This window comes from Amycolatopsis sp. NPDC049868 (assembly GCF_044461365.1).
Taxonomy (GTDB): Bacteria; Actinomycetota; Actinomycetes; order Mycobacteriales; family Pseudonocardiaceae; genus Amycolatopsis.
Genome location: NZ_JBITKV010000017.1, coordinates 26,194 through 40,827, shown reverse-complemented (window position 1 = coordinate 40,827; position 14,634 = coordinate 26,194). Strand labels below are relative to the sequence as shown.

The window sequence follows — 14,634 nt, the reverse complement described above, 5'->3', positions numbered from 1 at the left end:
ACACCGTGACGTCAAACAAGCCCGCAGCACCTAGTCGGACAGGCCCAGTTCCTTGTCGAGAAACTCGAACACCTCGTCGGGCGACGCCGAGCCGAGTTCGACCTCGCTGCCCTCGGCTTCCGCTCCGCCCTGCTTCGTGATCCACGCCGACAGGATCGTCTGCAGCCGACGCGTGATCCGGTCCTCCATCTCCCGCCCGGCCGCCGGCTTCGTCAGCGCTGCCTCCAGCCGGTCCAACTCGTCCAGCACCGGGACCCCGGCCGCGTCGTCGCCGACGAGCCCGGACCGCAGCCAGGCGGCCACCGCCACCGGGGTGGGGTAGTCGAAAATCAACGTAGTCGGGACCCGCAGCCCCGTGGCGGTGTTCAACCTGTTCCGGATCTCCACCGCGGTCAGCGAATCGAAGCCGAGTTCCTTGAACGCCTGGCTCGCCTGCACCGCGTCCGCCGACGGGTGGCCGAGCACCACCGCGGCCTCCGCGCGCACCAGATCGGTGAGCAGCCGTTCCTGGTCGGCCCGTTCGAGCCCCGCCAGCCGCTGGGCGAGGTCGCCCGCTTCCGGCGCGGCCGCGGCCGGAGCCGCGGCCAGCTGCCGCATCTCGGGCAGGTCCCGCACCAGCGGGCGCTGCGCCAGGTTGGCCAGCTGGCTCCAGTCCACGTCCATCACCGTCACCACGGCATCGGACCCGTCGAGCGATTCGCCCAGCGCCCGCACCGCCAGGCGCGGATCCATCGCGGGCATCGGCAGCCGCTTCATCCGGCTCTTGATCGCGTCCTTGGACTCGGCGAGACCGCCGCCGCCCCACAGGCCCCACGCCACCGACAGACCGCTGAGGCCCCGCGCGCGCCGGTTCTCCGCCACCGCGTCCAGGTAGGCGTTCGCCGCCGCGTAGTTGCCCTGCCCTGCCGAGCCCAGCGTCGAAGCCGCTGAGGAGAACAGCACGAACGCATCCAGGTCCAGCTCGGCGGTCAGCTCGTCCAGGTGGCCCGCGCTGGTGGCCTTGGCCGAGAGGACCTTCTCGAAGCGCGAGGTGGAGAGCCGGTCGATCACGCCGTCGTCGAGCACGCCGGCGGTGTGCATCACCGAGGACAGCTCCGGTCCGGTGCGCCCGATCCAGTCGAGCACCCCGGCGACCTCGGCCCGCTCGCCGACGTCGCAGGTCAGCACGTCCACCCGGCTGCCCTGTTCGGCCAGCCCCGCCGCCTGCGCCGCGATGCCCGCGGCCGAGGAGCCGGACCGGCTGGTGAGCACGAGCCGCTCGGTGTCGCGTTCGGCCAGCCACTGCGAGACGTGCCCGGCGATCGCGCCGGTGCCGCCGGTGATCAGCACGCTGCCGCGCGGCCGCCACGAGGACCCGCCTCGCCGCGGGCGTCCTGCCCGCGCCATCCGGCGGCCCAGCACCCCGGACCGGCGGAGGGCGACCTGGTCCTCGTCGCCGTCGGCCAGCACCGCGGCCAGCCGCGCGCCCGCCCGCTCGTCGATCTCGGCGGGCAGGTCGAGCAGCCCGCCCCAGCGGTCCGGGTGTTCGAGTCCGACGACCCGGCCCAGCCCCCACACCTGCGCCTGCACGACGCCCGAGGGCACCTCGCCGGGCACGGCCGCGACCGCCTGGCTGGTCGCCAGCCACAGCGGCGCGAGCACCCCGGCGTCACCCAACGCCTGCACCAGGCCCAGCGTGGCGGCGAGTCCGGCGGCCACCATCGGATGGTCCGGCAGCGGAGCTTCGTCGAGCGCCAGCAGCGAGAGCACCCCGGCGATCGGCGCGCCGTCGACGGCTCGGTCGAGCACCGGCGAAAGCTCGTGCCGGGCGGCGTGCCCGGCGGGGATCTCCGCGACCACGACCTCGGCGCCCCGTACGGTCAGCGCTGTGGCGCAGTCCCTCCGCAGCGTCTCGGCGAAGCCGCCTTCGGGGACGACGAGCAGCCAAGTTCCGTTCAGCAGCACGGGATCGGGTTCCGGCAGGGGCGCCCACGACATGCGGTAGCGCCAGCTCGCGGTCACCGACTGCTCCTGGTCCCGGCGCCGCCAGGACGCCAGCGCGGGCAGCACCGCGCTGAACTGCTCCTGGTCCTCCAATGCCAGGGTGTCGGCGATCTGGGCCAGGTCGCCGCTCTCCACCGCCGCCCAGAATTCGGCTTCGGCGCGCGAACCGTCGCCGCCGCGCACCGCGCCGGCGGCGGACGCCCCGGTCGGCCAGTAGCGGTCGTGCCGGAAGGCGTAGGTGGGCAAGGCGATCCGCTCGGCGACCGGGAGCACCGCGGTCCAGTCCACCCCGGCTCCCGTGACATACGCCTGTGCCAACGAGGTGAGCATCCTGGTCGCGCCGCCGTCGTCGCGGCGCAGCGTCGCGCACACCGCGGCCGGTTCCGTGCCGGGGGCGGCGGCCGCGGCGGCTTCCTCCAGCGTGTCGGTCGTCGCGCCGAGCAGCACCGGATGCGGGCTGACCTCGACGAACAGCTGATGTCCCTCGTCGGCCAGCGTCCGCACCGCACGGTCGAAACGCACGGTGGCACGGAGGCTCGCGTACCAATACCCGGCGTCGAGTTCTTCGCCGGTCAGGGTTTCGCCGGTCATCGCCGACACCATCGGGACCCGGCCACGACGCGGCTCGATCCCGGCCAGCACCGCACGGATCTCGTCTTCCAGCCGCGCCACCTGCGCGGAGTGCGACGCGTAATCGACGTCGACCATCTTGGCGCGCACGCCCTCGGCGTCGAGTTCGTCCTTGAGCTCCGCGAGCGCTTCGGGAGTGCCGGAGACGACCACGGCGGCCGGGCCGTTGACCGCGGCCAGCGCGAGCTGGTCTCCCCAGCGGGAGATCCGCTGTTCAACCGCAGAGGCGGGCAGCGTCACCGACAGCATCCCGCCCGCGCCCGCAAGCACTTTCAACGACTTCGAGCGCAGCGCGACAACCCGCGCGCCGTCCCGCAGGGACAGCATCCCGGCGACGGTGGCGGCGGCGATCTCGCCCTGCGAGTGCCCCACCACCGCATCCGGCGCTACTCCGGCCGCTTCCCACACCGCGGCCAGCGAGACCATCACCGCCCACAGCGCGGGCTGCACCAGGTCCGCGGTGCGCAGTTCGCCGGAGAGCACCTCCGTCAAGTTCCAGTCGACGAACGGCGCCAGTGCCCGCTCGCATTCGGCGAGCCGGGCCGCGAAGACCGGGCTGGCCTCCGCCAGTTCCCGGCCCATGCCCGCCCACTGGGAGCCCTGGCCAGGGAAGACGAACGTCACCGCGCCGCCGGGGCGGGCCGTTCCGGCCACCACCGTGCCGGTGGTGCCTCCGGTCGCCAGCTCGTGCAGTCCGGCCAGCAGTTTCGTCCGGTCCTCGCCGAGGACGACGGCTCGGTGCGCGAACGCCGAGCGGGTCGTCGCCAGCGACCACGCCACGTCGGCGGGGTCGGTCTCCGGATGCGCGACCGCCCATTCGCGCAGCCGGCCCGCCTGTCCGACGAGGCCCTCCGCGGAGCGGCCGGACACCAGCCAGGCACCGGGTCCGCGCAGCAGGGGCTCGGCGTCCGGACGTGGTTCGGCGTCCTCCGGCGGGGCCTCCTCGAGGATGATGTGCGCGTTGGTGCCGCTGATGCCGAACGAGGAAATCCCGGCCCGGCGCGGCTGTCCGCCGGAAGGCCAGGCCACCGGTTCGGCGAGCAGCTCGACCTTCCCGGCCGTCCAGTCGATCTGCGAGGACGGCTCGGCCGCGTGCAGGGTTTTCGGCAGCTGCTCGTGTCCCAGCGCCAGCAGCATCTTCATCACGCCCGCCACGCCGGCCGCGGCCTGGGTGTGGCCGATGTTCGACTTCACCGAACCCAGCCACAACGGGCGGTCGCGGTCTTGGCCGTAGGTAGCCAGCAACGCCTGCGCTTCGATCGGGTCGCCGAGTTTCGTGCCGGTGCCGTGTGCCTCCACCGCGTCCACTTCGGACGGCGAAAGGCCGGCGCTCGCCAGCGCCGCGCGGATGACCCGCTGCTGCGACGGACCGTTCGGCGCCGTCAAACCGTTCGAGGCCCCGTCTTGGTTCACCGCGGAACCCCGGACCAGCGCCAGCACTGGATGCCCGTTGCGCCGCGCGTCGGAGAGCCGCTCCACCACCAGCATGCCGACGCCCTCGGCCATGCCCATGCCGTCGGCCGACTCGGCGAACGCCTTCGACCGGCCGTCCGCCGCCAGACCGCGTGCCTGCGAGAAGGCGACGAACCCGTCCGGGCTGGCCATGATCGTGGCTCCGCCGGCCAGCGCGAGGGAGCACTCCCCCGCGCTCAGCGCCTTCGCCGCCAGATGCAGCGCGACCAGCGACGAGGAACACGCGGTGTCCATCGTGACCGCCGGGCCCTCCAGCCCGAAGAAGTACGACAGGCGGCCCGAAAGGATGCTGGTCGCGTTGCCGGTCATCAGGTGGCCTTCGGCACCCTCGAACTCCGCACTGCCGTCCAGACCCGCCGCCGCGTAACCCGAGCCGTAGCCGCCGATGAAGGCGCCGGTCTGGCTGCCCGACAGGCTCGCCGGGTCGATGCCGGAGCGTTCGAACGCCTCCCAGGACACCTCCAGCAGCAGCCGCTGCTGCGGGTCCATCGCCAGCGCCTCGCGCGGGCTGATCCCGAAGAACCCGGCATCGAAACCGATGACGTCGCGGACGAAACCGCCTTCCTTGGTGTAGGTGGTCCCGGCCTGCTCGGACTCCGGGTCGTAGAGCTCGTCCACCGGCCAGCCTCGGTCGGCCGGGAAGGATTCGATCGCGTCGCCGCCGGAGGACAGCAGCTCCCACAGCTCCTCCGGGCTGGCCGCGCCGCCGGGGAACCGGCAGGCCATGCCGACGATCGCGATCGGCTCGTCCGTTCCGGCCCGCCGCGCGGCCGGGGCCGGGTGCGGTGCGGACAGGTCGCCGATCAGCTCGCCGCGCAGCGAAACGGCCAGCGCGGCAGGCGTGGGGTGGTCGAAGATCAGCGTGGCGGGCAGCCGCAGCCCGGTTTCGGCCCGCAGCCGGTTCCGCAGTTCCACCGCGGTCAGCGAGTCGAAGCCCAGATCGGTGAACGCGCGGTCGGCGCCGATCGAAGCCGCCGAGGCGTGCCCGAGCACCGCGGCCACGTGCGCCAGCACCAGCTGCCGCAGCATCCGGTCGCGTTCCTGGCGGCTGGCCGCGGCCAGCCGCTTGCGAAGGGAGTCGCTGTCAGCAGCCGGGGCCGAAGCAGCGGTGCGCCGCGCGGGAGCACCGGCCAGCGCCCGCCACAGCGGCGGGACGTCGGCGCCGCGCAGGGCCGCCACGTCCAGGCGGACCGGGATGAGCACGGCGTCTTCGGTGGCCAGCGCCGCGTCCATCACCGCGAGACCCTCGTCGGCGCCGAGCGCGGTGACGCCGGAGCGGCTGATCCGCGACAACGACTGTTCGCCGAGGTCGCGGCCGATGCCCGCCTCGTGCACCCACGGGCCCCAGGCCAGCGAAGTGCCGGTCAGGCCCGCTGCCCGGCGGTGTCCGGCGAGCGCGTCGAGGAAGGTGTTGGCGGCGACGTAGTTGCCCTGTCCCGGCGCGCCGAAGGTCGCCGCGGCCGAGGAGAACAGCACGAACTGCCGCAGGTCCAGGTGCCGGGTGAGTTCGTGCAGGTGCCAGGCGGCGTCGGCCTTCGGGCGCAGGACCGCGGACAGGCGGTCGGCGGTGAGCCCGGCGACCAGGCCGTCGTCGATGATCCCGGCCGCGTGGAAGACCTCGCCGAGCGGGCAGTCCTCTCCGACGGTGTCCAGCAGCGCGGCCAGCGCGTCGCGGTCGGCCGCGTCGCACGCGACGATCCGGACCGCGGCGCCCAGTTCCGCCAGCTGCGCGGCGCGCGCGGCCGCTCCGGCGGCGGCCGGGCCGGACCGGCTGGTCAGCAGCACTTCCTGGGCGCGGCCGGTGCGCACCAGATGCTGGGCGACCAGGCCGCCGAGGGTGCCGGTGCCGCCGGTGACCAGCAGCGAACGGGGACCGTCGGGGCCCGCGTCGGGTCGTTCAACCGCCATCGTGTTGCCAGACGAACGGACCACGCGGCGTCCGAAGACGCCGTTCTCCCGCAACGCCAGCTCCGGTTCCTCCCCGCCGAGCACGGCGGGGAGCGCGGCGATTCCGGCGTTTTCGATGGGCAGATCCACGAGGACGAACCGGCCGGGGTTCTCCGCCTGTGCCGAACGCAGCAGCCCACGGACGGCAGCCGCGGCGAGGTCGGCCACGGCCTCGCCCGGGGCGACCGCGGCGCCGGACCGGGTGACCACCACCAGCCGCGCCGCGTCCAGGCGCGGTTCCTCCAGCCAGTCCTTGACCAGTTCGAGCGCCGCCGCGGCGGCGGTGTGCGCGGCTTCGGGCATCGAGCCGGCCCCGGCGACGCTGGTGAGCACGATCGAGGGAACGGGGTCCGCGGCCGCCAGTCCGGCGAGGTCCGGGTAGGTCTGCATCGGGAGGCCCGCTACGGCCGGCTCTTCGGCCAGGCCGAAGGGGTCGTCGCCGAGCACCGCCCAGGCACCGGCCGGGATCGCGGCTTCGGCGGCCGGGGTCCACTGTTCGGCGAACAGCAGGCCGGACGAAGCCGGTTCGGCGACCGCGGGCGCGGACACCGGACGACTGGTCAACGAATCCACCGTGACCACCAGAGCACCGGCGGGGTCGACGGCGACCAGCGAAAGATCGCCGCGCCGCCCGCGCCCGACTTTGGCTCGCAGCACCGAAGCGCCCTCGGCGTGGAGTTCGACGCCGGTCCACGCGAACGGCATCCGGATCTCGTCGCCGGAGTCCTCCAGCAGCGCGGCGTGCAGGGCGGCGTCGAGCAACGCCGGGTGCAGGCCGAACTGATCCGCTTGGCCCGCCACCGACTCCGGCAGCTCGATCTCGGCGAACACGTCCTCGCCGCGCCGCCATGCCGCGCGCAGGCCGTGGAACGCCGGACCGTACACATCGGACAGTTTCGCGGCGTAAAAACCGTCGACGGCCAACGCGGTCGCGTCCGAAGGCGGCCAGACGCCGAAGTCCTCCGACACCGCGGGCGGGGCGGACGCGGCGGCCAGCACGCCGGTGGCGTGGCGGGTCCACTCCGCCGCGGAACCGTCCGGGCGGGAGAAGATCTCCAGGTTCTCGCGGTCCGCGGCGACGACGACCTGGATCCGCACCGCACCGCCGTCGGCGGGCAGCACCAGCGGGGCCTGCAAGGTCAGTTCTTCCACCTTGCCGCGGCCCACCTGGTCGCCCGCGCGCACCGCCAGCTCCACGAATCCGGTGCCGGGAAACAGGATCACGCCGCCGACGGCGTGGTCGGCCAGCCATGGCTGAGTACGTGTGGAGAGCCGGCCGGAGCACACCGTCGCGCCGTCGGCGAGTTCCATCGCCGCGCCGAGCAGCGGGTGCCCGACCGCGGACAACCCCAGCGCGGCCGGGTCCGTGCCGCCGTGAGGCGAGAGCGAAAGCATGCCCTGCGGCCAAAACCGCTCGTGCTGGAAGGCGTAGGTAGGCAACTCGACCCGGTTCCCGACGGGCAGCACCTTCGTCCAGTCGACGGTCACGCCGTGCACGAAAGCCTCGGCGAACGAGGTGAGCAGCCGGACCGCGCCGCCGTCGTCGCGCTGCAACGTGCCGCAGACCGGGGCGGTTCCCGACTCGGCGTCGGCGGCCAGTTCGTCCAAGGTGTCGTTCATCGCGCCGAGCAGCACCGGATGCGGGGTCACCTCGATGAACATCCGGTTCCCGCTGCCCGCCACAGCCCGGATCGCGCGGTCGAACATCACCGGCGCACGCAGACTCTCGTACCAATACCCGGCATCCAGCTCCTCGCCCGTCAAAGTCTCCCCGGACATCGCCGACACCATCGGCACCCGGCCCCGCCGCGGCTCGATCCCCGCCAACACCGCACGGATCTCCGCTTCCAGGCCCTCCACCTGCGCACAATGCGATGCGTAATCCACCGCCACCATCCGCGCCCGGACACCCTCGGCATCCAACTCGGACTTCAACTCGGCCAACGCCTGCGGTTCGCCGGAGACGACCACCGCGGCCGGACCGTTCACAGCTGCGAGCGACAGTCGATCACCCCACCGGCCGAGCCGTTCCTCCATTTCAGAGGCAGCGGCGCTCACCGACAGCATGCCGCCCAGACCCGCCAACGCCTTCAACGTCTTCGAGCGCAGCGCCACCACCCGCGCACCGTCCTCGACCGACAGCATCCCCGCCACAGTGGCCGCCGCGATCTCGCCCTGCGAATGGCCGACGACCGCCTCCGGGCGCACCCCGGCCACTTCCCACACCGCGGCCAACGACACCATCACCGCCCACAACGCGGGCTGCACCACATCCGCCGTCGTCAGCTCTTCGGCCAGCACCTCGGACAGCTTCCAGTCCACAAAGGACTCTAACGCGGCCTCGCACTCCGCCAGCCGCGCCGCGAACACCGGGCTCACCTGCGCGAGTTCCCGGCCCATGCCGAGCCACTGCGAACCCTGCCCGGCGAACACGAACACCGGCCGGACCCCGGTCCGCGCCGACCCGGTCACCACCGCACCCGAGGGCGAACCCGCCGCCAGATCCGTCAAACCGGTGCCGTCGCCGATCACCACGGCGCGGTGTTCGAACACCGACCGCGTCGTCGCCAACGACCAGGCCAGGTCCTCCGGACGCGTCTCCCGCCCGGCCAGCCAGTCGTCCAGGCGACGCGCCTGTGCGGCGAGTCCCGGCTCGGTCCGGCCGGACAGCACCAGCGCACCCGCGCCGGACACCACCGGAGCCGTCGCGTCCTCCGGTTCGGCCGGCACCGTGGCCGGCGCGTCCTCCAGGATGATGTGCGCGTTGGTGCCGCTCATCCCGAACGACGACACGCCCGCGCGGCGCGGATGACCGTTGACCGGCCACGGCGCGTTCTCGGTCAGCAGGCGAACGTCGCCCGCCGTCCAGTCCACATGCGACGAAGGCGTCTCAGCGTGCAGCGTGCGCGGAATCTCGTTGTTCCGCAAAGCCAACACCATCTTGATCACCCCGGCCACACCAGCCGCCGCTTGGGTGTGGCCGATGTTGGACTTGACCGAACCCAGCCACAGTGGACGATCCCGGTCCTGGCCGTAAGTCGCGAGCACGGCCTGCGCCTCGATCGGGTCGCCCAGCGTCGTGCCCGTGCCGTGCGCCTCCACGACGTCCACATCGGACACCGTCAGCCCGGCATCGGCCAACGCCGCCCGAATCACTCGCTGCTGCGAAGGACCGTTCGGCGCCGTCAACCCGTTCGACGCACCGTCCTGGTTCACCGCGGAACCGGCCACTACAGCCAGAATCGGATGCCCGTTGCGCTGTGCGTCGGAAAGCCGCTCCACCACCAGCACGCCCGCGCCTTCGGCCCAGCCGGTGCCGTCCGCGTCGTCGGAGAAGGCCCGGCACCGCCCGTCGGCGGAAAGGCCCTGCTGGCGCGAGAAGTCGATGAACATGCCCGGGGTCGCCATCACCGTGACGCCACCGGCCAGCGCCAGCGAGCATTCGCCGGAGCGCACCGCTTGCGCGGCCAGGTGCAGGGCGACCAGCGACGACGAGCACGCGGTGTCGATGGTGACCGCGGGGCCTTCCAAGCCGAGGGCGTAGGAGATCCGGCCGGACAGCACGCTGGTGGCGTTGCCGGTCAGGCTGTGCGCTTCGACCCCGCTTTCGGTGGCCAGGTTGAGGCCGTAGCCGGAGATGTAGCCGCCCGCGAAGACGCCGGTGGCGCTGCCCTTGAGCTTCGCCGGGTCGATCCCCGCGCGCTCCAGCGCCTCCCACGAGGTCTCCAGCAGCAGCCGCTGCTGCGGGTCCATCGCCAGCGCCTCACGCGGGCTGATCCCGAAGAAGTCGGCGTCGAACCCGGCGGCGTCGGCGACGAACGCGCCTTGCGCCACATAGGAAGTGCCCGCATTGTCCCGGTCGGCGTCGTATACGCTGTCGAGGTCCCAGCCGCGGTCGGTGGGGAAGTCCCCCACCGTGTCCGTGCCGGAGACCAGCATCTCCCAGAACTGCTCCGGAGTGCTGGAACCGCCGGGGAACCGGCACGCCATGCCGACGATCGCCATCGGCTCGTCGGCAGACGACACGGCGGCGGGCGCGGCGGCACCGATTTCCGGGTGCTCGCCGAGCAGTTCGGTCCGCAGGAACGCGGCCAGCGCTTCCGGGGTCGGGTAGTCGAACACCACCGTCGCGGGCAGCCGCTCGCCGGTCGCCGCCCCCAGCCGGTTGCGCAGCTCGACGGAAGTCAGCGAGTCGAACCCGAGGTCCTTGAACGCCCGCCGCTGCTCGATCGCGTCCGCCGAGGCGTGCCCGAGCACGATCGCCGCTTCGGTGCGGACCAGGTCGGTGAGCAGTTCGTCCTGGTCAGCGGGGCTCAGCCCGGTCAGCCGCCGCACGAGTTCGCCGGTGGCGGGCGGCTGCGCGGCGACGGCGGGAAGACGTCGGATCGCCGGCAGGTCCCGCAGCAACGGCGCGGTCCGCAGCTCCGCCGGGAGCTCGGCCACGTCGATGTCCAGCACGGTCTGCACCGGTTCGACCCCGCGCAGCGCCTCGCCGAGGGCGCGGACCGCGAGCTGCGGCTCCATCGGCCGCATGCCGCCGCGGCTGGTCCGGGTGCGCGCGGCCGCGCTGGAGTCGGCGAAGCCGCCGCCCGCCCACGCGCCCCACGCCACGGCCAGCGCGGGCAGTCCTCGCGCCCGACGGTGCTCCGCCAGCGCGTCCAGGTACGCGTTCGCGGCCGCGTAGTTGCCCTGTCCCGCCGCGCCGAGGGTCGAGGCGGCCGAGGAGAACAGCACGAACTCGTCCAGTTCCAGTCCGGCGGTGACCTCGTCCAGCAACGCCGCGCCGCGGGCTTTCACGTCCAGCACGGCGGCCAGTCGCGCGGGCGAGAGGTGTTCGAGGACGCCGTCGTCGAGCGCCCCGGCGGTGTGCAGCACGGTGCTCAGCTCAGGACCGATCCAGGCGGCCTGCGCGGTCAGCGCCGCGCGGTCGGTCACGTCGCAGGCCAGCACGTCCACCCGCGTGCCCTGCTCGGCCAGCTCGGCGACCAGCGCCGCGACTCCGGCGGCCGGGCCGGAACGGCTGGTGAGCACCAGCCGACGCGCGCCGTTTTCGGCCAGCCAGCGGGACACGTGCCCGGCGAGCGCGCCGGTGCCGCCGGTGAGCCACACGTCGCCACGCGGCGTCCACGGCTCGCGCGAAACCCGTCCGGCGTGCACGAGACGGCGGCCCAGCACCCCGCCGTCGCGGAGCGCGACTTCGCGCTCAACGCCCCCGGCGAGCACCGAGACCAGTCGCGTGGCCGCACGCTCGTCCAGCGTCTCCGGCAGGTCGAGCAGCCCGCCCCAGCGTTCCGGGTGCTCCAGGCCGACAACCCGGCCCAGGCCCCAAGCCTGGGCCTGCACCGGATTCGCAGCACCGTTCGCCACCGCGCCGCACGTGGCCACCCACAGCGGCGCGCTGACCTCAGCCAACGCCTGGACGAGCCCGAGGGTCGCGGCCAGTCCGCCGGGGACGGAGGGCAGTCCGGGCAGCGGGTTCTCGTCCAGCGCGAGCAACGACAGCACGCCCGCCGGCGCGGAGTCCAGCAGCGCGCCGAGCGCGTCCCGCGCCACGACACCGGCGGGGACCTCGATCACCTTGACCTCAGCTCCCGCGGCCGACAGCGCGTCGGCATACGGCCCCGTGCCGACGCTCTCCGGCGCGACAAGCAGCCAGCGCCCGGAAAGAGCCGCCGGAGCGGGCTCGGGCAGCGCGGTCCACTCGGTGCGGTAACGCCAGTCGGCGATGGTCGAGCGGTCCTGTTTCCGGCGCCGCCAGGACGCCAGCGCGGGCAGGAGCACGTCGAGGTGCTGCTGGTCGTCAAGCCGATCGTCAAGGTCGAGTTCCCCGGCGAGCCAGTCCAGATCGCCCTCGTCCACCGCGGTCCAGAACTCGGTGTCAGCGGCGGCCGACGGCGTCAGCGAGATAATGCCGTCGGGCCAGTAGCGCTGGTGCTGGAAGGCGTAGGTGGGCAGCGGCACTCGGTTCCCCGCCGGAATCAGCGTGCTCCAGTCCACGCGTGCGCCGTGCGCGAAAGCCTGCGCCAGCCCGGCGATCAGGCCGGTGCCGTCCTTGCGCTGCAAGGGGACGAACGCGGCGTCCGCGGTGCCGAGCGCGGACAGCGAACCGTCCGGCCCGACCTCCAAGAACACCGAAATCCCCTGCGCGACAAGGGACTCCACCGCATCCCCATACCGCACCGCATCCCGCGTCTGCGCGGGCCAATAGCCCGCTTCGCACTCCGTCAGCACTTCACCGGTCAACGCACCCGCCCACAACAGCTCCGGACGCGCATACGTGAGCCCGTCAGCCACCTGACGCAACTCATCCAGCACCGGATCCATCGCCGCCGAATGGAAGGCGTGGCTGACCCGCAGCCGCCGAACCCGGTTCCCGCGCTCCTTCCAGAGCGCCACGATCTGTTCCACCGCATCAACTTCACCGGAAACCACCACCGACTCCGGACCGTTCACCGCCGCGATCGACACCCCACCGACCAGCGTCTCAACAACCTCGTCCTCCGGCGCGTTGATCGCCGCCATCGCACCACCCACCGGCAACGCCTGCATCAACCGAGCACGCGCCGCCACCAACCGACACGCATCAGACAGAGAGAGAACCCCCGCCGCATACGCCGCCGCAATCTCGCCGACCGAATGCCCGACCACCGCATCCGCCCGAACACCCGCGGCGCGCAGCACCTCGAACAGCGCCACCTCAAAGGCGAACAACCCAGCCTGTGCATACAAAGTCTGGTCACTGCCCGGTGTCTCCGGATCCAGCACGACGTCCCGAACCGAAACACCCAGCTCCAGCTCCAACAAACCCGAAACCCGGTCAAACACCTCAGCGAACACCGGACTCGACTCATACAATCCCCGGCCCATGCCCGCCCACTGCGAACCCTGACCCGCGAACACCAAACCCACCCGAACACCCGGATCCGCGACGCCGGACACCACCGAACCCGACGACACCCCGGCCGCCAAATCCGCTAAACCGCCCGCCAAATCCTCGCCCAGCACCACGGCCCGGTGCTCGAACACCGACCGCGTAGTCACCAACGACCAGCCGACATCCACCGGGTCCAGCTCGCGCCCGGCCACCCACCCGCGCAACCGCCGAGCCTGCGCGGCCAGCCCGTCCGCGCTGCGACCCGACAGCACCCACACGGTCGGCTCATCTGTCACGACCACTTCGACGGGCTCCTCGGCCGGAGCCTCCTCGACGATGACGTGCGCATTGGTCCCGCTGATACCGAACGCCGACACCCCCGCCCGCCGGACCCGCTCACCCCGCTCCCACGCCACGTTCTCCGTCAACAACCGGACCTCGCCCGACGCCCAGTCCACATGGGACGAAGGCGTCTCAGCGTGCAACGTCCGCGGAAGCTCGCCGTGCTGAAGGGCGAGCACCGCCTTGATCAGCCCCGCCACCCCGGCCGCGGCCTGGGTGTGCCCGATGTTGGACTTGACCGAGCCCAGCCACAGCGGACGGTCCCGATCACGTCCGTAGGTCGCCAGCAACGCCTGCGCCTCGATCGGGTCCCCGAGCTTCGTCCCCGTACCGTGCGCTTCCACCACGTCCACATCGGACGCCGACAACCCGGCATTCGCCAAAGCCGCCCGAATCACCCGCTGCTGCGAAGGACCATTCGGCGCCGTCAACCCATTCGACGCACCATCCTGATTCACCGCCGAACCCCGCACCACCGCCAGCACGCGATGGCCGAGCCGCTGCGCCTCCGACAGCCGCTCCACCACCAGCACCCCGGCGCCCTCGGCCCAGCCCGTGCCGTCCGCGTCCTCGGAGAACGCCCGGCACCGCCCGTCCGCGGACAGTCCTTGCTGCCGGGAGAACTCGACGAACGTCCCCGGCGACGGCATCACCGTGACACCACCGGCCAACGCCAGCGAGCACTCTCCCGACCGGACCGCATACGCGGCCAAGTGCAGCGCGACCAGCGACGACGAACACGCCGTGTCGATGGTGACCGCGGGCCCTTCCAGACCGAGCACATAGGACACCCGCCCGGACAGCACGCTGGTCGAGTTTCCGGTCATCAGGTGGCTTTCGACACCCGAATCCGCCTGGCCCGACATGGAAACACCGATGCCATACCCGGAGGCGAAGGCGCCCGCGAAGACACCCGTTGCGGTGCCCTTGAGCTTCGCCGGGTCGATCCCGGCCCGCTCCAGGGCCTCCCACGAGGTCTCCAGTAGCAGCCGCTGCTGCGGGTCCATCGCCAGCGCCTCGCGCGGGCTGATCCCGAAGAACGCCGGGTCGAACTCCGTGGCGTCGCTCAGGAACGCACCCTGCGCGACGTAGGAGGTGCCTTCGTGCGCCGGGTCCGGGTCGTAGACGCTGTCGAGGTCCCAGCCGCGGTCGGTCGGGAAGCCGCCGACCGCGTCGGTCCCGGCCGACAGCAGCTCCCAGAACTCCTCCGGCGTGGTCACCCCGCCGGGGAAGCGGCAGGCCATGCCGACGACGGCGAGCGGTTCGTCGGCTCGTTCCCGGACCTCGCGCAGCCGCGCCCGTGCGTCTTGCGCGTCCGCGATGGCCCGCTTCAGGTAACTCCGCAGTTTGTCGTCAGACACGGTCAGCCCCTAGCCAGGATGTTC

General features: G+C 72.7%; 1 pseudogene. It reads right to left on the bottom strand.

The annotated features are described in order from the left end of the window. Positions 1-30 precede the first annotated feature (30 nt). Positions 31-14,610, bottom strand: a pseudogene (locus tag ACIBTM_RS41130) (type I polyketide synthase); the annotation flags it as partial. Positions 14,611-14,634: the final 24 nt, after the last annotated feature.